Origin of the sequence: Neobacillus vireti (assembly GCF_036962345.1) — a bacterium.
GTDB classification, from domain to species: Bacteria; Bacillota; Bacilli; order Bacillales; family Cytobacillaceae; genus Neobacillus; species Neobacillus vireti_A.
The window spans coordinates 87,014-108,453 of sequence record NZ_JBALNB010000019.1 but is presented as its reverse complement, the minus strand read 5'-3'; the positions used below and the strand labels follow the sequence as shown (position 1 = coordinate 108,453).

Annotated in this window: 15 protein-coding genes; 10 read left to right on the top strand and 5 right to left on the bottom strand. The window is 39.4% G+C overall.

Annotation, left to right across the window (positions count from 1 at the left end; all coding sequences use genetic code 11):
• Window positions 1-5: 5 nt before the first annotated feature.
• On the top strand, window positions 6-1,595 hold the full coding sequence (locus V7108_RS22395; protein WP_335569498.1) for an ABC1 kinase family protein: 1,590 nt from the start codon (window positions 6-8) through the stop codon (window positions 1,593-1,595).
• Between the two features lie 6 nt (window positions 1,596-1,601).
• On the opposite strand, the gene V7108_RS22390 is transcribed toward V7108_RS22395, so the two are convergent.
• On the bottom strand, window positions 1,602-2,105 hold the full coding sequence (locus V7108_RS22390; RefSeq protein WP_335569497.1) for a hypothetical protein: 504 nt from the start codon (window positions 2,103-2,105) through the stop codon (window positions 1,602-1,604).
• Window positions 2,106-2,497: 392 nt separating this feature from the next.
• On the opposite strand from V7108_RS22390, the gene V7108_RS22385 reads away from it, so the two are divergent.
• On the top strand, window positions 2,498-3,169 hold the full coding sequence (locus V7108_RS22385; protein WP_335569496.1) for an aspartate/glutamate racemase family protein: 672 nt from the start codon (window positions 2,498-2,500) through the stop codon (window positions 3,167-3,169).
• Window positions 3,170-3,249: 80 nt separating this feature from the next.
• Here the strand turns inward: V7108_RS22385 and V7108_RS22380 are convergent, their stop codons facing one another.
• Window positions 3,250-3,387: a YrzI family small protein gene (locus V7108_RS22380; protein WP_335569495.1), complete on the bottom strand. Its 138-nt coding sequence runs from the start codon at window positions 3,385-3,387 to the stop codon at window positions 3,250-3,252.
• A gap of 235 nt (window positions 3,388-3,622) precedes the next feature.
• Here V7108_RS22380 and V7108_RS22375 point away from each other — a divergent pair, with 235 nt between their 5' ends.
• The gene (locus V7108_RS22375) at window positions 3,623-4,720 is read left to right on the top strand and encodes an alpha/beta fold hydrolase (protein WP_335569494.1); all 1,098 of its coding nucleotides are present in this window, start codon (window positions 3,623-3,625) and stop codon (window positions 4,718-4,720) included.
• Window positions 4,721-4,818: 98 nt separating this feature from the next.
• On the opposite strand, the gene V7108_RS22370 is transcribed toward V7108_RS22375, so the two are convergent.
• Window positions 4,819-5,124 (bottom strand): putative quinol monooxygenase, encoded by a 306-nt coding sequence (locus V7108_RS22370; RefSeq protein ID WP_335569493.1) that lies wholly within the window; start codon window positions 5,122-5,124, stop codon window positions 4,819-4,821.
• A 156-nt stretch (window positions 5,125-5,280) separates the two neighbouring features.
• On the opposite strand from V7108_RS22370, the gene V7108_RS22365 reads away from it, so the two are divergent.
• Window positions 5,281-5,889 carry a CBO0543 family protein gene (locus tag V7108_RS22365; protein ID WP_335569492.1) on the top strand — a complete coding sequence of 203 codons (609 nt, stop codon included), beginning with the start codon at window positions 5,281-5,283 and terminating at the stop codon, window positions 5,887-5,889.
• 130 nt (window positions 5,890-6,019) lie between these two features.
• Here V7108_RS22365 and V7108_RS22360 read toward each other — a convergent pair whose 3' ends face one another.
• The gene (locus V7108_RS22360) at window positions 6,020-7,246 is read right to left on the bottom strand and encodes a C40 family peptidase (protein WP_335569491.1); all 1,227 of its coding nucleotides are present in this window, start codon (window positions 7,244-7,246) and stop codon (window positions 6,020-6,022) included.
• A gap of 354 nt (window positions 7,247-7,600) precedes the next feature.
• Here V7108_RS22360 and V7108_RS22355 point away from each other — a divergent pair, with 354 nt between their 5' ends.
• Window positions 7,601-8,164 carry a hypothetical protein gene (locus tag V7108_RS22355; protein WP_335569490.1) on the top strand — a complete coding sequence of 188 codons (564 nt, stop codon included), beginning with the start codon at window positions 7,601-7,603 and terminating at the stop codon, window positions 8,162-8,164.
• A 213-nt stretch (window positions 8,165-8,377) separates the two neighbouring features.
• Window positions 8,378-11,977 carry an Ig-like domain-containing protein gene (locus V7108_RS22350; protein WP_335569489.1) on the top strand — a complete coding sequence of 1,200 codons (3,600 nt, stop codon included), beginning with the start codon at window positions 8,378-8,380 and terminating at the stop codon, window positions 11,975-11,977.
• A gap of 64 nt (window positions 11,978-12,041) precedes the next feature.
• Here V7108_RS22350 and V7108_RS22345 read toward each other — a convergent pair whose 3' ends face one another.
• Complete coding sequence (locus tag V7108_RS22345) at window positions 12,042-13,232, bottom strand: right-handed parallel beta-helix repeat-containing protein (RefSeq protein ID WP_335569488.1); 1,191 nt, start codon at window positions 13,230-13,232, stop codon at window positions 12,042-12,044.
• 462 nt (window positions 13,233-13,694) lie between these two features.
• On the opposite strand from V7108_RS22345, the gene V7108_RS22340 reads away from it, so the two are divergent.
• From V7108_RS22340 to V7108_RS22325, 4 genes are read left to right on the top strand one after another with little or no spacing between them, the layout of a single operon-like run.
• The gene (locus tag V7108_RS22340) at window positions 13,695-14,882 is read left to right on the top strand and encodes a glycosyltransferase family 4 protein (protein ID WP_335569487.1); all 1,188 of its coding nucleotides are present in this window, start codon (window positions 13,695-13,697) and stop codon (window positions 14,880-14,882) included.
• A 23-nt stretch (window positions 14,883-14,905) separates the two neighbouring features.
• Window positions 14,906-16,228 (top strand): glycosyltransferase, encoded by a 1,323-nt coding sequence (locus V7108_RS22335; protein ID WP_335569486.1) that lies wholly within the window; start codon window positions 14,906-14,908, stop codon window positions 16,226-16,228.
• Complete coding sequence (locus tag V7108_RS22330; RefSeq protein WP_335569485.1) at window positions 16,212-18,404, top strand: methyltransferase domain-containing protein; 2,193 nt, start codon at window positions 16,212-16,214, stop codon at window positions 18,402-18,404. Before V7108_RS22335 ends, V7108_RS22330 begins: the two co-directional genes overlap by 17 nt.
• A gap of 23 nt (window positions 18,405-18,427) precedes the next feature.
• A complete protein-coding gene (locus V7108_RS22325; RefSeq protein ID WP_335569484.1) occupies window positions 18,428-21,421 on the top strand; it encodes a CgeB family protein in 2,994 nt (997 codons plus the stop codon).
• Window positions 21,422-21,440 lie beyond the last annotated feature (19 nt).

The following is a 21,440-nucleotide window of genomic DNA, read 5'->3' as shown; positions in this document are numbered from 1 at the left end:
TAGGAATGAAAATGAGAAATAAGCTGGTCCGGATGTCTAAGGTGCTTTCGATGGCTTTTGTCATTTTCCTGCAAATCTATTGGTATAAGATTAGAAGAAAGCCGAAAGAGGATTGGGACCTGCTTTGGGGGAAAATTGGAGAACGGTATCGAAAGACACTTTTTGAATTAGAGGGCTTACTCATTAAAGTAGGGCAAATTTTAAGTACACGAGCAGACTTGCTGCCGAAAGCTTTCATCAGTCAAATCGAGGATCTCACCGATAAAGTTCCGCCATCAGAGTGGAGTGAAATTGAGGCAATTCTCGCAGCTGAATCGCTGCAACAACAGTTTATTTCCATCGGGAAAACAGCTGTTGCTTCCGCTTCCATTGGAGAGGTATATAAAGCGAGGCTGTTGGATGGAACCGAGGTCGCGATTAAAGTAAAACGTCCCCATATTGATACCATTGTACAAACGGATTTCCGGGTTTTAAACATTATCATTTGGTTTGCGGATCATTTTGTTCCTATTCCAAAAGGGTTTATCAATTTTAAAGTGCTGTTTAAGGAATTAAAAGAAGTGATTGAACGGGAGCTTGATTATTCGAAGGAACTCGACAATATTCTATTTTTTCAAGAGCGATTTAAGGATATGGAGGGCATTCAGATTCCTTCTGTCTATCCTGAGCTATGCACCTCAAATGTACTGGTAATGGAATGGGTCGATGGAGTCCGAATTACGGATTTCGAGTCGGAACAAAAGGATGTTGCCCAACGGCTTATCAAATTGTTCCTGCCTCAATGGCTTGAGCCTGGCAGGTTTCATGCGGACCCACACCCTGGGAACGTTCTCGTATCGAGGGAGGGGAAAATCATCTTACTTGATTTTGGGATGATCGGGGAAATCACCAAAAAGGATGCCGCCCAATTTCAAAAATTAATTGAAAGCTTTCTTTCTAAAAATTACAAGAAAGCGGTGGAGTGTTTAGCTCAATTAGGATTTTTACTTCCCGACGCAGAAACAAGAACGATGGAAAAGCTGTTGGCCGAATTCGCCTCATTCCAGCCTGAACAGTTAAAGGAAATGGATTTGCTAGCATTAAAAATGGAAATGAACGATATGATTAAAGCCCTGCCGATTCAGGTTCCAACAAGATTTGTTTTTTTAGGACGTTCTTTGGTCACTATTGAAGGAATCATCCGCAATTTGGCCCCAGAGGAGGAACTGATGGACCTAGGGAAGCCTGTATTCATGGAGTGGCTAAACAAACAAGGGAATAACAAATGGTCATTGGTATGGCAATGGATTCAATCCCAGCCTGTTTTTAAGCTGATCCATTCAGTAACTGAATTTCTAGACACTCCACAAAAATTAGCGGACCTTAAGGAAATCGAGCAACGAAGACAATTTCAATTTACCATCTATGAAAATAATAAAAGGCATTTATTTCAAGTTGTATTGCTCGGATTGATAGGGACCTTTGCGGGTTCCTATACTGCTGATGATTTAATTCGGAACCTGTCCGCAGGAGTAACCGCTGCAAGTTTAATCGGTTATTTCATAAGTAGTCATAAACAGAAAAAATGGATGAAGTACATGCATGAAAAACGATAAAGACACTTATGTTGTTCTGCTTGTTTTTTCATCCAGAGCAAAAAAGATGACGGAGCAAACGATGGCGGGGATAAAGAATTCTGGTTCAATGAAGAATGTACCCAGCCCAAATCCAATATGGATAAATCCCGATATTAAGGAACGATAGTTTAAGAACTTATTCGATGTCAGCTCAGCAATAATGGAGACTGGTAAGCCATAAGCGAAATTTCCAACTAAGGAAAATAACAGCACGATGACTAAAAAGGGTATAACCTCTAGGGTTAAGTTATTATCCGATAGGATAGCTAATAGATAAAATAATACGGTAAAGATCAAGGATGTATAAAAAGCGACTTTTATTTTCCTGCCTTTATTTGCAAGCAGAGTTTTTCTAACTATAGGAAAAAGCAGCGCAACAGCGTTCAAGGCGAGTAAAATTTTAAGGAGCATGGGTGTAGATGAAACAAGTAAGATGATTAAAAAGACGACCACTGTAAAAACCAGAATAATAGAATTTTCTTTGAGCATAGAGACCTCTGGATTTTTTAGTTACATTGTATAATAATTGGGTGGAATTGGGAATCTGATTTAACTTTATTTAACTGAATATTAAGTTCACTGCGTTTGAAAATAAACGGAGAAATTCCGTTTAAATTGGGAAATATCCATATTTCCTTAAAAATAAGCGGAGTTTTTCCGGTTATATGATCCAAATCGTAGGATTTTGTATTAATTAGAGCAGTTAACCGGAATACTCCGCTTATATCTGCTTCTTACGTCTCCTCTACATACATTAGCCGGAAAATCTCCGCTTATGAATGATCATACCTACACGAAAATCAACAATGAACAATAACAGAACTTTATTAAAGAACATACTGGCCCGGATAGTTACGACTAGAAAAAAATAAAAAGGTGTGATGAATGTGAAAAAAAGAATGGGCTGCCTGCACGCACATTATTCGAATATCGACTATATCGAAGGCGCATTTTCATCCTATGACATCGAGTTAAGTCATTTCGTTGATCCTGGATTATTGCAGCGGGTGACAAACGACGAGAGTTTTCCGGATTGGGCTGCGGAAAAGAAAGTGAAGGATCAAATCGAATGGATTGGTCAAACGGAAGTGGATGCCATCCTCATTACCTGTACAAACTATATTGCCTTATTAAAGAAGGAACAACTCTCGATGAACGTGCCGATTTTCCTGATAGATGAACCCTACTTTGAAGCCATTTGCCGTATCCAACGGCCACAGACCATTCTGTTTACAAACCCTGCTACCGTATCAGGAACCATGAATCGGCTGCATGAATATGCACACATTCATCAGAAAACGGTGGATATTGAGGCTGTGATCATTGAGAATACATTTGATTTAATCATGCGTGGGCAAAAGGAAGAATACATAAAACAGGTTTCAAATGCTTTGAAAAAAATGAATGAGCAGAGGGTTGTTTCGGTTGCCCAGCTATCTATGGTTCCGGCCGCACAGGAGGTTGAGCGCCAGACTTCTAAAAAAGTAATTAACCCACTTGATACCCTGGTTTCATCGATTGTGGGCCAATTAGTTTTATCGAAAAAGGAATAACGTTTCCCAGCCAAAAAATAAAACAATGGCCGTAACCTACGGCCATCCCTTCTATGAAAAACCATAAGTCTAAAAAACGATTACATATGATACTTAGAAAATCGCTGAACTTCATTTTCCTCATATAGTTTTTTTACGATTTCTTGATGGATAGCTTCTTCAATAGAGTATTTCCGTTTTTTGATCATTATCGTAAAGGACAATATATTTATCATCATGTAAAGCCCTCCTTTAACTTTCTAATTAAAGTATATACAGTGTTGAAACAAATGAAATCGTGTCAATGGAGGAATGGTTAGTACTCTTTTAGTCTGAGAACTGAAACTAGTTCCCTAGACCCTTTGATGTAGGAGCGATTTATTTTAAAAAATTCGAAAGTCCTAAAAAACAACACATTTAGGTTTTTGGAGGTGGTATAGTTTTCTAAAAAACCAGTAAAAAGGGTGGAGTTGTATGGGGTATCTAAAAATAATAGGAATTATACTTGTTGTGGTAAAACTTGTTCTACTGGCAGTTCGGTGGGGGAAACAGTGGAAGATTAAACAAGCAGGAGAGGAAATCGTAAAGAACGGCGGGATCAGCGAGCTCGTTGAACTAAAAGTTAATGACACGAAGCAGTTTTTACTAATTGAAGGAAAAGATAAAAAGAAGCCTATTATTTTATTTTTACACGGTGGACCAGGGCAGCCTTTTCCTTTCGGTGTAAGTGCAAGGACTGCTTTTCCTGAAATCACGGATCATTTTGTTGCGGTTTACTATGACCAAAGGGGCTCTGGGAAAAGTTATAGCAAGGATATTCCAATGAAAACAATGAAGATTAACCAATTTGTTGAGGACACCGATGTCATTGTGGAGTATTTGATGAAAAGGTTTAATACCGATAAGGTGATGATTGCGGGGACTTCCTGGGGAACGATAGTAGGAACAAAATACAGTGTTCAGCATCCTGAAAAGGTCAGTGCCTATATTGGTATTTCTCAATTTGTTAATATGAAAGAAAATCAACAACGGGCTCTGGATTGGCTATTGGATATCGGTGGGAAAAATAAAGATAAAAGTATGCTGGAAGATCTTGATTCCTTTGGTAAACCACTATTTACCGGAAAAATAGAAGAACGTTTTATGAAGTTTGTTTCAAAATACGGCGGAGATAACTACAGTGATGAGAACGTAAAAAAAGCCGACATTTTCGGAATGCTAAAACCCTCGCTGATTTCCCCTGATTATTTGCTGGGGGACATTTTTAAGGCGACCGTTTCAGGTGCATCCTTTAGCTTATTAAAAGCAAAGGGATTGCTTGCAGAAATGAATGAAGTGAATTTCATTACAGAAGTCGATGAACTGAAAATGCCCGTTTATATTTTTCAGGGATCACACGATAAATTAACAAATTACGAGCTTGCTAGAGAATATACTGCAAAACTTAAGGCACCGGCAGGAAAAGAGTTTATTACACTTGAGCAATCGGCACACTATCCAAATGAAGAAGATTTCAAAGTGGTGTTTGCAAAGTTACAGGAAATCGCTGCTGCAACAGCTGTAGCCCAATGATGACCAAAACCTCAAAAAAATCATAATATCAGTCATCATATGACATCTTAAAAAAGACCTCAAAAAATGAGGTCTTTTTAGATTCATACCTTTTCGAACTAAATTCCCTTTCCACCTCTAGGAATAAGTGTCGATATCCTTTCCATCCCAGCAAGGATCGGTTTCGCACGTTGAATGAGGGTTTTTGTTGATTCCAGAGTTAGGGAGCCTTGATGGGCACTCTCGCTGCTCCATACCTCATAAACATATACAGAGTTTGGGTCCTCAGGTGCTACACTCACGAGATAGAGTTCACAATCATCGAGAGTTTCCATGGATTCCGCTGCCTCTAAAAGAATCGTGGCCAGCTGTTCACGTTCGCCTTCTTTTGCAATCAACTTTCCGTAAATTCCGAATTTCTCCATGTTCATTCCTCCTCATTTTGGTTACCATTCTACTTTGATAGCCGATAAACCTGTTTTATAATCCATCACTTTCAAAAAATATTTTCCCGGATTCCACTTTTTCGGAAAAATATTGGGTAAATTAAAATGGAAAATATGTTCAAGGCAGGGGTTCCGATGAGTAGTGCTCAACGTGAGGCTTTAGATAAATTGGTTAAAGAACAACTAGAGGGTGCAAGCAACTGGCTCCGCTATTGGTTCGAGTATTCTGCATTTGATACGTGGCAATTTTGGCTGCATGTCCTTATGTTTGTGGGACCTTTAATTGTCCTCTATTTTGCGATGGATTGGAAAAGGGCACTTCAGCTTGGCTTCTATGGATTCAATATCCATGTTTGGTTTGCGTATATAGACTCATTTGGGACAACTCAGACGTTTTGGACGTATCCTTATAAAATGGTGCCATTTATCCCAAACAGTGTGGGTTTGGATTCGTCACTGGTGCCGGTACTTTATATATTGGTGTATCAGTGGACGATTAAAAACAAGAAAAACTATTACCTCTTTACTCTGCTATTAAGTTTATGTCTTTCCTTCATCTTAAAACCTATCTTGGTGATGCATCATTTGTTTGAGTTCCACCATGGTGCAAATTATTTTCACCTGTTTCTAACCTATATCGTCATACTGGTTCTCTCAAAGGCCATTACAGATTTCTTCTTATACTTTCAACGAAAAGCAAAACAGGAACCAGTTCAAGATAAAAAGGTAAAGAGGAGGAGGTAGGGGACCGGATTTTCTACCGAATATGCAGTGCTTCCTGCATGGATGGTTTGCTTCACTACTTCCTCCGCGATTCAGTCCCGAAGACAATTCTACATAGCTAAAAAAGCCAGGCACAATGCCTGGCTTCATTTTAATAAAATCGCTTAAACCCATCAAAGTGCTTAGTGTAATAAGGATTAGAAAGGTTTGCTATCGAAACGCCTTTTTTCTCATCGGCATGGATGAATTCGTTGTTGCCGATATAGATGCCGAGATGGGAGATTCCTTTTTTATATGTATTTTCGAAAAATACGAGATCGCCCGGTTGTGGCTGGTCGACGTAGTGCGTGCGACTATAGTAGCCTGCTGCGGAATAGCGGCCAGTTTTGTAACCTGCTTTGTTTGCAGCATAGTAGATGAAGCCGCTGCAGTCAAAGCCAGATAAGGAGCTTCCTGCCCAAGCATAAGGGACACCCATTAAGCTTTTGGCAACACTAACTAATTCAGTCTGGAAATCAGAACTGGATTCTGCAGGTGGTTTGACCTCCGTCACCTTCGCGGTACCGGAAACCTTCAGTTGTTGTCCCACATAAATCATATCGGATTTCAATCCGTTAAGATTCTTCAGTTCCTGGACAGTCATAGTATGTCTAGATGAAATTGCACCTAACGTATCACCGCTTTTGACTGTGTATACAGTCGTTTTTGCAGGTTCAGCGGGTGGTGTAACAACTTGTGTTGTTGGTGCAGGAGGCGGAGTTGTGACACTTGCCTGTCCCGAAACCTTCAATTTCTGCCCCACATAAATCATATCGGATTTCAATCCATTAAGCTGCTTTAATTCCTGAACGGTCATTTTATACTGGACACCAATTTTACTCAAGGTATCACCACTGACAACCGAATAAACAGCAGTGGATGAAACATTTGCCGGCGGCGATGCCACGGCAGCAGGTGGGGGAGTAGCTATCTCAGCCTTTCCTGAAACCTTCAACGTTTGTCCCACATAAATCATGTCGGATTTCAACCCATTAAGGTCTTTCAACTCTTTCACACTTGTAGCAAATTGCTTGGCGATTTTCCCTAGGTAATCACCGCTTTTAACGACATATACACTCGTTGGGGAAGCAGCAGGTGCAGGTAAACTAACAGCTGGCTGGGCTGCAGCGGAAACCTTAAGTGTTTGATTGACAAAAATCAAATCAGATTTCAAGCCGTTCAAGCTCTTTAGTTCTGAAACGGTAGTTTGATATTTTGAAGCAATTTTTGAAAGTGAATCTCCTTTTTGAACCGTATGGGTGCTGGCATATGCCGAACCCGCATATACGACCGAAAGGAAGGCAGCAGTCGAAACTGCTCGAACAATCGTTTTCTTCATTTACAGATCACCTCTATTATTCTGGTATTTTAAACATATTCTACCATGAATTTCCTCGGATTCGTATAAAAACTTGCAATTCAGTGCGAGAGGTGTAGAAATGTACAAGTTTAATAGGAAAAAACGCACTTTTTGGAGAATGAAAATGTTCTGTTAATAGCACAAAAGTGGTATTTTTTTAAGGAAAAATACCTATATAATGAGTGTACCCAAAATCCAAGGAGGTTTCTTTTAGTAGTATTTTTCTATATTACTGCTTGTGAAAAAAGTCTTATTCAACGAATCCCGCGCTATCCACTAGTCTTCTAGGATTACATTAAAAAAGTATCAAATAAAATGCATGGAGTGAAGGAAATGAAAAAATATTGGTTCGTAGCAGCTGCGTCCGTCGTGGTAATATGTTCAGCCCTTTTACTAGTGATCAATAAGGATAAAAAAGAAACAGTAAGCGGAGAGAAAAAAGCAGTGGAATCGACCCAAAATGCAGATAGCAGCGGGAATACCGGAGTGATCAACGTGAATTCAAAAGCAGGTGATAAAGGGATATCCTCAGAAAAAGAAAAACAAGATGAAATGATCAAGGATATAAGAAGAATGTACCAGCCAGAATGGGAAAGGATAAATCAAAATGCGGAGAAAAGATTAACAGCTTTAATCAGGGAAGCTGAGAAAGAGTATAAGGTAAAAAAAGAAAGAAATATTGATGTTTCGAGATTAGAAGGAAAGTATCGTGCTATATACAACGATTATGAAGAAAGTACAAAGACATTGGTCGATACTATCATTTCCAATATGCAAAAGGAAGCAATTGAAAAAGGCCTGAAAGAAAATATTGGTGATGAGTATTTTGATATGTATGAGATCCAAAAAGAAAAACGGATTGAAAAAGTAGTCACTGAATTAAAGAAGCTATCCTAACTATTCACGCTCAACCACCTAATCCTTTTATATGTTTAAAAAATTGCTGTCGATTGCCACACAACGGTGTCAAAAGATCTAATATTTTTGTAATATTTGAAATATTTAGCAAACAAAACATTATAGGGTTCTAAAATGGTCTGAAATTCCTATACATAGTAAAAAAGGAGGAGATGAATTGTTTGAGAGAAAAAAGTATAGGGAGGGCTATGTTTGAAAAGAAGAACCATCGCAATTAGTACTATGTGCGTATTATTAGCCCTGCCAAGCGGTGCTTTGGCACAAGATAATCCAGCACATACTCCACAAACGGTGATAGTGGAGGGAGGAAAGCAAGGTACAGAAGCAGTTAATTCTACTTTTATTACGACATTGACGGAAGATTTCTCTGGACCTGCTCTAGAGGGGATAACCGTCAGTCCAACCACGGTGGTAGTGCGTGATACGGTTACATTTACTACCAAGGCCACAGATGAAAGCGGTGTAGCAGAGGTATATGCTTATTTGAATTTTCCAAATGGAATGGGGTTCAAAGAAATTCCATTGGTTCTTAATACTGCGACACAGGAGTGGGAAGGTACATATACTATCGAAGAATTAGATCAAGAAGGTACCTGGTTTGTTGATTTTATTGCGTATGACACCCTAGGTAATTACACCTGGGAGGGTGCATCTGATGTTGAAGTTACGAATCCAAATGGTGACGCAGAACTTCCAACAATAGGCGATGTATTAGTTTCTCCTTTAAATGTAGGACCGGAAGAAGAGTTTACGATTCGGGCAAAAGTAACTGATAATGTCGGTGTTGCTTCGGTTTTTGCATCTGTTTCTTCTTATGATGGTTTCGGTGGTGAGTATTATTTACCTTTAACCTATGAAGAATCAACAAAAGAATGGGTGGTTAGCCATTCGTTTACCGAAAGTGATATGCCGGGTAATTGGTATTTTAAAATTATGGTTGAAGACAAAGCCGGGAATTACGAGGATAAATACCTCGAGGAAATACTGGTATTAACCAATCCAAATGTTGATTCTACCGGACCAACGATTGGGAAAGAAACCTTTACCCCTGCTACAGCCTCCCCGGGTGAAAGTGTTCATGTAAAAGTTCCGGTAACGGATTCACAATCTGGTGTATCTACAGTCTACGCTGAATTCTCACATGTAGATTATCCATCAGATATCAAAACGCTTTTCTTAACTCAGGATCCATTGACAAAAGAGTGGGTTGGAGATTTAAACATTGAATCAAGTTTCCATTCTGGCGTGTGGGAAGTTGTATTTTACGCTGCAGATAATGCAGGAAATACCACGCTCAAAGAAAATTTTAGTGCCTTTGATGTCATCAACAATGATGGTGACTATGATGCTCCAGTGATTTCAAATGTACAAGTGACACCACAGGGAGACGTCCAAGTTGGTGAAAGTGTCACGGTTACAGCCAAGGTTAGTGACAATGTAGGAGTAGACTCTGTAAGGGCTGATTTATATACCCAAGGGGGTTCCGAGTACATTGATTTGAGATATGATGAAGCAAGTGATCAATGGATTGGGAGCCTTGTGGTCCAAGAAACCACGACACCAGGTTTCTACGTGGTGAGTATTTCTGCTTGGGATACATCATATAATTTTGATTTTACAACTGCAAAAGGTGGCTTTACAGTCGTTAATACTGGTGATCATACAGGTCCTGTCATTTCAAAGGTTGAGCTCGATAAACCAGAGGTCAATGCAGGCGAGCAGGTCACGATATCTGCTAGTGTTGAAGATGTGTCAGGTGTAGCGAAGGTGACAGCATACTACTATGACAATGAAAGTAAAAGTATTGATTTAGCATATGATAGTACCTTGCAGAAATGGATAGGAACAATCAGTGTTCCACTGAATGTTCCTGACGGGGATGTTATTCAGATTGATATGATTGAGGCAGTAGATTCGATAGGAAATCCAACGGTACAATTCCCAGAGGGTGTTTCCTTCCTAGTGCATAACCCGGACGGAGATTTTACCGCACCGGTAGTGGAAAACTTTGTAATGACTCCATCTACAGTGAAGCCAGGAGAATCCGTTCATTTTGAAGCAAAGCTAATGGATGACAAATCAGGAGTCAAATCTGCGATCGTTGATTTGTTTAATAGCTCCAATTCGGAAATAACAAGTGTTGACCTAACGTATGATAAAGCTATTGATGTATGGAAAGCAGACTATGTCATTCCTGCTAACGTTGTAATAGGCTCCTATTCTGTAAGTTTAAATGTCGTGGATAATGCAGGAAATGAAGCGGACTATTTGCAAACTCGGACGTTAAGAGTGGTGGCAGAAGGGACAGATATCACTCCACCAATGGTACCAACAGTGGCAGAAGTAAGTGACCAATCGAGGGAGGTACTGGGAACAACAGAAGCAGGAGCAAATGTAACAGTTTCAATTGGTTCAGAAACCTTCACGGGTACAGCAGATGAAGGCGGAAACTTTAAAATCACCATACCTGTCCAAAGTGCAGGAACTGTCATTACAGTGACGGCAAAAGATGCCTTTGGTAATGCCAGCGAAGTAACTACGGTTACAGTAGTCGATAATACTCCGCCAGCATCTCCAACGGTAATTACCGTAACTACCGACAAAACGACTGTAGTTAGAGGGACGACAGAGAAGAATTCGACCGTTACCGCTAAAATCGGTGACACATCATACACTGGTAGTACCTTCGTTGATGGAGCTTTCAAAGTAATCATTCCTCGCCAAGCAGCGGGTACATCCATTACCTTTACGGCAGAAGATGAAGTAGGAAATGTCAGTGCAGAAACCGGTGTTATTGTTGGTGATGCAACAGCACCATCCGTCCCTCAAGTAAATTATGTATCAGATAAAGCAACACAAGTGACTGGACAAACGGAAGGTGGAGCAATAGTTACAGTAACAATTGGTACTGAAACCTATACGGGAAGTGCGCTTAGTGATGGAGCGTTTAGTATAAGTATCCCAACACAGTCGATAGGCACTATAATAAGTGTTAATGCAACCGATGCAGCAGGTAATATCAGCAATGTGAGAACTGTCACCGTTGTTGATAAGACAGCTCCATCCATCCCAATTGTGAGGTATGTATCGGATAAGGCGACAGCGGTAACGGGCACAGCAGAAGCGGGAGTGACAGTAGCTGTCATTATTGGTACTGAAACTTATACCGGTACTGCAGATAGTAATGGAGATTATAGTGTGACGATTCCTCTGCAAAAGGCAGGAACATTATTGAATGTAAGAGCAATAGATGCAGCAGGAAATAAAAGCACTTTAAAAAAATTAAATGTTGTAGATAAAACAGCACCATCCATGCCGACAGTGGATGATGTATCAGACAGAGCAACAGTAGTTACTGGAACCACTGAGGGAGGGGCTTACATTACAGTGTTGATAGGTACTGAAACCTATACAGCAAAAGCATTTAGTAATGGAACCTTTAGAGTAACAATTCCTCAACAAGAATTAGGTACATTAATAAATGTAAGATCAACGGATGCAGCAGGAAATAATAGCGCCCTAACGAAAGTGAGAGTTGTAGATAAGACACCACCTGAAATACCATCAGTTAATCTGATAACAACTAAAATTACAAAAGTTACCGGAACCACTGAAGGAGGAGCGTATATTACAGTATCCATTGGCACTGAAACTTATACGGAAAGGGCGTTCAGTAATGGAACCTTTCGAGTAAGTATCCCTCTACAAAGTGTTGGAGCGCAAATAAGTGTCGTCTCAGCAGATAGATATGGAAATACCAGTAAACCAAGGAACTTAACTGTAATAGAGTAAAACCTCGTTAAAAAACCCCTTCCTGATAAAAAGGAAGGGGTTTTTAGTTCATGTTAAAAGAATACTATGCGTAGATAATCCCATTGGGACCGTCTATGGTGTTAAAGGCTTTGATTCCGCAATCACGTGCATCTGGAGTTCCTTTTGTTGTGTTTGCTTGTTGAGCATTAATCGTACTGCCACTTAGTACCCTCATATCGAGTCCTTTATTATCCCTGCTAGTTACATTCCTAGCATTAATGATGGAGCTATCGACGCGTATTCCTTCGGCACCACACTGAGAGGCAATAAGTTCACTTGCATCAATATGACAAGCCTCTCGGATATATAATCCAATTTCCTTCGCTTTGGAAACGTCTGATCCTCTCACAGTCCCTGTTGATCCAGTTTCTACTCTTATACCGTTGTGACCGCATTTTGTAGCATTTATAAACTCTCCTGCAATACGGCTTCCTCTTTGAACAATTAAACCTGTTAATCCCGCATTTGAAACATTAGCACCTTCGCAATTTACAATTGATCGAATTACACTAATCCCATTTTGAAAGGCATTAGAGACATTGGCTTCAAGGATGTTCGCCGTGCTTCCCCTGCTAACGTAAACTGCATTTTCACCACCTTTGTTTCCAGAGAAATCGGCTACTTCGGCAGAAAGTGTACTAGCACGGGTAACCCAGACGTTCCTGTTATGACAACCAGTAAACTCACTCCCCCTTGCCTCGACACCGCTTGATTCATTTACGTATAATCCACGTCCTTTCGCACGACGGATGCCGCAATTAACCTCTACAAAACCACGGGAACCTTTACTTACATGATAGCCATCTTCCCCACGATTCCGCATATCAATCTTAGCAGCCAAAATAGGAAGCTGCGAATGAATACCCTTTATAAAATGACTGGAAAAATCATCTGCTACTCGTACTATCGAATCAGAGGTTATTTTGAATTGAGAACAATCAGTGTTTTCAATTGTAATTCCAGTTGAAGGTTGGTGACCTTTTTCAATTTTTAGTTCGATCATCACATTTTTTGCAATAATCATCGCAGCGAGATCATCGATAGCCGCCTGAAGCGTGGCGTAGTCAGAAGGTATGAGGAACGTTTGATTCGAGGTGATGAATCTAACATCTGTATCATCCGCTGCACTACGTTTGTCCATGCCCGTGCTTGCTTTGGCTGTCCCTGTTAAAAAGCCAAATACGAATAAAATGGCTCCAGCAAAAAAATTTATGATGAAGTTTCTTCGTTTCATCTGCATTCCCCCCTCTAAAACTATACCTTGTACTATAGTTATTAAGCAATGATTCAATAGTTTTAGATCATTACGAGGAATTTTCATCCTTCGGCAATATTTGACGATTATTGCCCTTTACCCAAATAACGATAGATGGTAAAATAATTAAGGATTTTGAAGATTTTTGGAAAAACCAGTCAACTAAAAAAGAATACTGTCGAAAAAAGTGACAGTTACATTGTTAATCCAAAAATAGAATAAATATCTAATGAAAGAGTAAGTGAAAAAACTTAAATTTCCATTAGATATTTATTCTTTTTGTTTAATGTCGCTCTCTGCAGAAGAAAATAGAATGAATGGATGTAAATGGTCTATTAATTGGAGCGTAGCGACGGGGGCTTTCGGTTCTCCTCCGGAAAGCAGAATGTCTGGAATAGACATCCATCGACATAGCAAAAAATAAAAGGTGGTTACCTGTTCGTGAAGAGAGTATTAATCATTTCTCAGCATTTTTATCCAGAAATAGGAAGCCATGCGAATCGCATTAAGCACCTTTATATACAGTTGAAAAAAAGGGATTTTGATGTAACTATTTTCACAACTGAACCATCTTACCCGAATAAGAAAATTTATGAGGGCGGAGACTTTTGGGATGAACCGTCTTTAAATTGTGAAAAAGATAACATAGTTAGAATTGGTATTAAGAATAGGAAATATTCGAATAGTATATTTAACCGTTTATATTACTATTTGGAAATTGCTCTAAAGATGATTCTCCTTATCATAAAAGACAAGAAAAAGTATGATTATGTTTTTGCAACCTCCCCGCCAATCTTTACCGGCTTTGTGGGACTGTTTGCGAAGTACAGATATAGAAGCAACTTTATTTTGGATGTCAGAGATTTATGGCCCGAATCGTTAAAGGGTGTTGGTGTATTTAACTATCCTTTTGTACTTAGTATTTTCGGGGCACTTGAAAAACTCCTTTATAAAAAGGCGAACAAAATTGTCATTAACAGCTTAGCTTTTAAGAAATACATCCAAGAGAAGGCATCTATCGCTTCCGAGAAAATTCTTTTTATCCCTAACGGTGCGGTAAAAGATGAACTAGCTTCTTTACCAATAAATGATCATTCGGATAAAAAAATTATCTACGCAGGAAACCTGGGTCTTGCTCAGGATACAGAATTTATCCATCACCTTGTCCCGCATTTAAATGAACAGAGAATTAAACTGACGATCATCGGCTATGGAATTAATAAAAAGCAGCTTGTTGACTCGATCAAGCAATATAAAAACGTAACAGTGGTGAATCCAATGACGAGAAAGGCAGTTTTTAGAGTCATTGCCGAGCATGATTTAGGCCTGGTGACGTTAAAGGATAAAGAAGTGTTTAAAACAGTACTGCCAGGAAAAATTATTGATTATTTGACTTGTGGTGTTCCCGTTGTTGGTGTGATTGATGGGTATTCTAAGCAAATCGTTGAGAGAGAAAGAGTAGGAATTGCGATTAACGGCAATGACCCTGAGCAAATGCTTAAACCTATTAACGAGCTGCTAGAAAATCATTCACTCCGAAATGAAATGTCACAACGGGCACAACAATTGATTCTAAAGGAATTTAACTGGGATAAAAATATTGAGAAACTTGTTGAATATATGAGGTAAACCTCGACGAAGGAATGGAAACTATGTCAAAAAAAGTTGGTATGTTTGTCTGGAATCATTTTACCAATGACGCCAGAGTGTTACGAGAATGTACGGCCTTGTCAGAAGCAGATTATGAAGTAGACTTATTCTGTATTCATGACCCAAAGGATGCATCGCTTCCGATGTTTGAACAACGAAACGACCGATTTAGGATATTTCGGTTAAGAAGATACCCCGTCTTACTTGAACTCATGCAGAAAGTTTATCGGTACTCCATGCAAAATAAGTTGTTTGGGGCTTTTTGCCTAATCGTATGGGCATTAATCGCCTATACAGCTCCAATTCCTGTAATCATACTGACGGTAGTTGCAGTACTGCTTTTAAAAACAAAAGTACGTGTTATATGGGTTAGAGGCAGCCTGATCCTTCGCATGATGATTAAGGGGCATCGTGGTAATTACGATATTTATCATTCAAACGACTTGAATACATTACCACAAGGATGGATCTCGGCAAAATGGCGTTTGAAGCCCAAAAAACTTATTTACGATTCCCATGAAGTTCAGACAAGTCGGACCGGTTATAACAGCCCGATTTATGGAAAGCTTGAGGCTTTTCTTATTAAGAAAATTGACGAAATGATGGTTGAAAATCATACAAGAGCAAAGTATAACGAAGATTTATATGGCTTTTATCCACATGTAGTTCATAATTACCCATTTAAGCAGGAAATGAAAAATCAGGTCGAAAAAGTCAATTTGCATGAAATGTTAAATATCCCTGAAGATGAAAAAATCCTTTTATACCAGGGTGGTATTCAGACAGGACGGGGCTTGGACAAGTTAATCAAGGCTGCGCCCGACTTTCATGAGGGAGTCGTAGTCATGATTGGCGATGGGAAAATTAAGAACGAGCTCCAAGTGATGGTAAAGGAAATGAACCTCGAGGAGAAAGTAAAGTTTCTTCCAAAGGTACCGCTCGCAGATCTTCCAAAGTACACAAAGAACGGCTACTTAGGGTTTCAGGTCTTGAATAATGTCGCTTTCAATCATTACTCGGCTTCATCAAACAAGTTATTTGAATATATGATGGCGGGTGTACCCGTGGTCGCCTGTGACTTCCCTGAGATTAAGAGAGTGGTAGAGGGAGACAAAACAGGGCTTACGGTAGATTCTCATGATCCAAAGCAAATTGCAGAAGCGGTTAATACATTATTGGCGGATGAGAAATTACGCAACGAATTAAGCGAAAACAGCTTAAGAGCAAGCAGCAAATACAATTGGGATACAGAAAAGCGAAACTTCTTAGAAGTATATCATGAATCACAAAGTATGGAGGAGGATTCCCTTGGGACAAAACGTTGATCGCATTACAGAAGCATATCATGGGAAACTAGGACCGCGATTGGCACAAATGACACGGGATCGTGTGCATTGGATTATCAAAAATATTAATGGCAGTACGGTATTGGATGTCGGCACGAGCCAAGGTATTGTACCCATCCTTTTAGGTCGTGAAGGAAAGAAAGTAACTGGAATCGACTTATCAAAAGAAGCAATCACGTTTGCAAATGATTCCTTAGCGTCAGAGCAGGAAAGCACAAAGGAAATTGTTCAGTTTATTCAAGGGAACTTCCTTCATGAAGAACTGCCAGAAAAAAAGTATGAGACCATTATTATTTCAGAAGTCTTAGACCAATACTCCACTTCTAAGGCAATCTTGGAAAAGGCTTCTAGTCTGTTGAAAGATAATGGACAAATGATTATAACGGTGCCATTTGGTATGAACGGGGCTGCCAATCAAAAAAGAACGTTTTACTTAATGGAAATATATCAAGAAATGTCTTCTTACTTTAAGGTCGAACATGTAGAGTTTATGGGAAAATGGATTGGCTTGCAGGGGACAAAGGGTGCAAATCCTGACGTGGTGGTTCCACAGAGTTTATTTGTTGCAGCAGAAAAAGCCTTTTATGCTAATGAACGTAATTCAAGTGTGGAATTGATTGAAAATCAAACCAAGCTTGACGAAACAGTTGGTACATTAAACAGGAAAGTGGAAGAGAGCAAGACGGTCATTAATGGGTTGCATGCGGACAATCTTCAGATGGAAGAAACGATGACCAATATGATAAAAAACTTCAACCTAGAAAAAAGGAAATTGGTTGATACTAATAAAAACTTAATGGATTCCAATAAGAATCTAATCAATCAAATGGATAAAAAGGAACAGCAGCTAACGAAATTAAAAGCGGATATGAAAGAGGAAAGCGCCCAGCTTAAACAGGAGATTGATTCCTTAAAGCACCAGGCAGAACTTCTCGATGTGAAAAATAAAAATACGCTTGAAAAGCTAGAAACAGAAAAGACCGGACTACAGGAAAAAATCGAATCCCTTATCCTTCAATCTGAACAGCAGAGCGAAGAAGCAAAGCAAAGAATGGCAAAACTTGAAACAGATTACCAAAGCTTGCAAGTTAAAAGCGAAACACTAGCTCTTCAATCCCAGCAGCAAATTGAAAGTGCAAAACAAACCATTGCGAAGTTAGAGAATGAAAATCAAAACTTGACCCAGCAGTTCCAGGGAAAACAGGAAGAGTTAAAAAATGCAATTAAAAAGTTGGAAAATGAAAAGCAAACCCTGCACGAACAAAATGAAACATTAACCCATCAATCCCAGCAGCAAATTGAAAATGCAAAACAAACCATTGCGAAGTTAGAGAATGAAAATCAAGACTTGACCCAGCAGTTCCAAGGAAAACAGGAAGAGTTAAAAAATGCAATTGAAAAGTTGGAGAATGAAAAGCAAACCCTGCACGAACAAAATGAAACATTAAGCCTTCAATCCAAGCAGCAAATTGAAAATGCAAAACAAACCATTGCGAAGTTAGAGAATGAAAATCAAGACTTGACCAAGCTGTCTCAAGAAAAACAGCAAGAATTAAAAAGCGTAATTGAAAAGCTGGAAAATGAAAAGCATATGCTGGAAGAACAAAATGATTCATTGTCCCTACAAACGAAGCAGCAGATGGAAGAAGATCAGAAGAAAATTGAGCATTTGATTGGTGAAAAGGATTCATTACAGGAGAACATTAAGCAGGTACAATTAGAAAAGGAAGAAGCCTTGGTCAAGCACCTTGCTGAATTGGAAGAAATCGAGCAACTGCTCGCAACTGAAATTCACGATCGCAAACAAGTTGTGGAGGAACTAACCCAAAAGGTTAACCAGCTTGAAGGAGAGCTTGTACAGGAAAAGGGCAAGTTAACGGTAGTAACTACTGAAAAGTGTGAGCAGATTGAAAGCCTCAATGCGGAGATCCTGAAACTCAAAAGAAGTAATCAAATTTCAGAAATGGAATATAAGAAGGAAGTTCTGCATTTGAAAGAAAACCTAGCAGGTCTTTTGGAAGATACGGAAGAATTGACGAAGCAATTAATTAGAGAAATGAAGGATAAAGAAAAGCTTCATCGTAAATATGAGTCCTTGAAGAATTCCAAGCTTGGAAAAATGACCATGAAATATTGGGACCTTAGAAGGAAATAGCTTTAGAAGGGAGAACCCACCACATGGATTTTACTCAACTAGAAACAAAACTGTCTGAAATTAAAAAAAGAAAAGAATCCTTAAGAGAAGAGATTCAAAAGAGTAGAAAGAACTTGAGCACCATTGAAAATGTGTTTGGAAGTGAATGGTGGTACAGCACGAACTATTCTTACAATGTCTTAAATGATGGGGAAAAGTTGCAGGTAGATCTTCCTGAAAAGCAGCATCTTTATCTTTCTTATAAAGAGAATAATGTTAATTTTTCTATAGCGCCCAATTATCCCATCAACGTTGATGGTACAAAGATCACCTGCAAGCTTAATGGGAAGGCAAGTGACACCTTGAAGGTAACCCTGCATGTGATTGGCTATAAAGCAGGAGAAAAGATTAAGTTTTATAAGGTGCAGCTAAATACAGAGGAAACCTTTGAGATGAACAAAGGGGAGCTAGATAGCTTCCGTATTGCCGTAAAACTTGAGGGAAAAGGATATTTTCAATTAGAAAGCGTAAAATTAGGCGCTAAACTTATCCCTGGCTTTCAAGAACTTGATACCTATGAGGAAGAGGAAGTGATCAATCCCGTTCTCACTCTTGACCGCGGATTTGATCAAACCATGGAAGTCAGCCTGGAGAAACTAAATGTTCCTGTGGTTTTCAATTCTTATGTAGAAAAGCAAGGAATGAATCTAAAGGTAAAAGCGCCAGACGGAAAATACGCATACCTGCAGAATGGCAATGAGCGGTTATTTGAGTTTAGTGGACCGGCAAAAGAAATCAATCCGACCAGCTATTATGAGTTTGGGCTGGCGGCAACAACCATTAAAAATGCTTCGATTGAATTAGTGATTGTGGGACACGCAGAAGGAACACCGGTAGAAGTAAAGGCTGTACCCAACAATTCGAAACAGTTAATCAAATTTACTAGTAATACAAGCAGTGTAAAGCTGTTATATAGGGTTCAAGGTGAAGGCACGATTTCCAGCCTAAAGGTAGGAATCTCCGAAAAGCCAAGAAAATCTACTTTTGAAATGAAGGTAAAGCTTCATGAGGACGAATGGTTTATCCCTAAAAACGCTGAGAGCAAAATGCATACCCAAGCTGGAAACCTAGAGATCAAGGTAGACCTTCCAGGAGGTAAGACAGGATATATTTCTTATCAAGAAAAGAATATCAGCTTTAGTAAAGTACCAAAGGAGTCGGCCTTTACCATAAAGGAAAACGCCTATTACGAGGTCATTCCTAGTGGTGAGGTAACGGGCGCTGGAACGATTACGCCCATTATCATCACCTACAGCGAGGATAAAAAGGAAGAAATCTTAAACCTTAAATGGAATGAAGTGAACAAAATTCAATTTAAGGAAAACATCCGTTATTGCAGGCTAGCTTTTAAAGTGACAGGAACCACACAAGGTAAAGTGAAAGAATTCGCAGTGTCAGAATTTCCAATTATGGAAACTACCGGTGAGATGGAATGGTTAGATTCTAAAGAGGTATCTATGTTAGGCTTAGTACCGAAAAAGGAACTAAGCAAAGTAAAAATGGCAGCAATTTTTGATGAGTTTACAACACAGTGTTTTGCTAATGAATGTCAGCTGATTACCTTTACGCCTGACAATTGGAAAGAGGTTCTGACAGCCGCACAGCCTGATTTGCTCATCGTAGAATCAGCATGGCGCGGGAACAATGGTGCGTGGGTTAAAAAGGTCCAATACCTTGGAGAAGACTCCATCAAGGATTTGAAAGAGCTGCTTTCCTGGTGTAAAGAAAATACCATTCCAACGGTTTTCTGGAATAAAGAAGACCCTGTCCATTATAATCAATTCATTGAAACCGCCAAGAACTTTGATTTTGTCCTTACAACCGATAAGAACATGGTTCCAGTTTACAAAGAAGCTTGCGGGCATGACCGTGTCGACTTTTTACAATTCGCGGCCCAACCTGCGATTCATAACCCGATCACGATTGGAGAAAGAGAAAATGCAGTTAGCTTTGCCGGTTCTTATTATGCAAAGCATGTAGAGCGATCAGAAGATATGCTGCGTATTTTTAATACGGCACTGCCTTATGGATTGGCCATCTATGATCGGAATTATGAAAAAGTGAAACAGGGCTTACTGCCAAATAACCGTTTCCCAGAGCACCTTGAACCATTTGTAAGAGGCTCACTCAAATATTATGAAATTGACAAAGCATACAAAGGCTTTAAAGTCATGATTAATATCAATACGGTGAAGAACTCACCAACCATGTTTGCGCGCAGGGTATATGAAGCACTTGCCTGCGGTACACCAACTGTCAGCAACTACTCAGAGGGTATTGACCATTTATTCGGTGATCTCGTTTGTGTCTCCGAATCCGATCAGGATTTAAAAGCGGCCTTTGAACGTTTATTTAAGAATGAAAAGGAATATCGAAGAATTACGGTCGAAGGAATTCGCAGAGTTCTAAAAGAACATACGTATTCGGAGCGTCTTGAAAAGATTGTGGACCTTCTGCAATTACCGTATGAAAAAGTCAGTCAGAGTGTAGTCGTGATTGGACAAGCTGACAGCAAACAGGAGATTAAAAGCTTAATCGAGAAATTCCATCAACAAACATATGAGAATAAGCGGCTATTAGTGATTTGTCCAGAGGAACTGACGAGCGAAGAAAATAATTACGAACATGTCCAGCTTTATAGCCTAGATACTTTTGTCCAATCTTACAGCAATGTAGTGGAAATCGTGGACTGTGATTATCTAGCTGTGATGAATCCGAAAGTGGAGTACGCGGAAACGCATTTACTTGATCTTATGCTGGCTACGAAGTATGCACCATGGGAAATCATTACGGTTGATAACAGTGAGACATTGAAATTTGAACAGCTTGAGGATGCCGACATGGCGTTGTCGATTGTAAAACCGTCACTGTTTGCGGTGATGTCCTCAGAAGAGACGATTGATTTCTTGACGAAGGATAAAGATATTTCCTATTTAAAAGCCAGAGGGGCTCGTATCTTAGGAATAACAACATATTAAGTCTAGAAAGGATAGATTT

What these genes read in the sequence shown, in the direction of transcription:
- V7108_RS22365 (WP_335569492.1), top strand. Translation starts at nt 5,281, where the DNA reads ATGAGTAGTGCTCAACGTGAGGCTTTAGATAAATTGGTTAAAGAACAA.
- V7108_RS22390 (WP_335569497.1), bottom strand. Translation starts at nt 2,105, where the DNA reads ATGCTCAAAGAAAATTCTATTATTCTGGTTTTTACAGTGGTCGTCTTT.
- V7108_RS22385 (WP_335569496.1), top strand. Translation starts at nt 2,498, where the DNA reads ATGAATGTGAAAAAAAGAATGGGCTGCCTGCACGCACATTATTCGAAT.
- V7108_RS22375 (WP_335569494.1), top strand. Translation starts at nt 3,623, where the DNA reads ATGGGGTATCTAAAAATAATAGGAATTATACTTGTTGTGGTAAAACTT.
- V7108_RS22335 (WP_335569486.1), top strand. Translation starts at nt 14,906, where the DNA reads ATGTCAAAAAAAGTTGGTATGTTTGTCTGGAATCATTTTACCAATGAC.
- V7108_RS22380 (WP_335569495.1), bottom strand. Translation starts at nt 3,387, where the DNA reads ATGATGATAAATATATTGTCCTTTACGATAATGATCAAAAAACGGAAA.
- V7108_RS22355 (WP_335569490.1), top strand. Translation starts at nt 7,601, where the DNA reads ATGAAAAAATATTGGTTCGTAGCAGCTGCGTCCGTCGTGGTAATATGT.
- V7108_RS22360 (WP_335569491.1), bottom strand. Translation starts at nt 7,246, where the DNA reads ATGAAGAAAACGATTGTTCGAGCAGTTTCGACTGCTGCCTTCCTTTCG.
- V7108_RS22345 (WP_335569488.1), bottom strand. Translation starts at nt 13,232, where the DNA reads ATGAAACGAAGAAACTTCATCATAAATTTTTTTGCTGGAGCCATTTTA.
- V7108_RS22325 (WP_335569484.1), top strand. Translation starts at nt 18,428, where the DNA reads ATGGATTTTACTCAACTAGAAACAAAACTGTCTGAAATTAAAAAAAGA.
- V7108_RS22395 (WP_335569498.1), top strand. Translation starts at nt 6, where the DNA reads ATGAAAATGAGAAATAAGCTGGTCCGGATGTCTAAGGTGCTTTCGATG.
- V7108_RS22370 (WP_335569493.1), bottom strand. Translation starts at nt 5,124, where the DNA reads ATGGAGAAATTCGGAATTTACGGAAAGTTGATTGCAAAAGAAGGCGAA.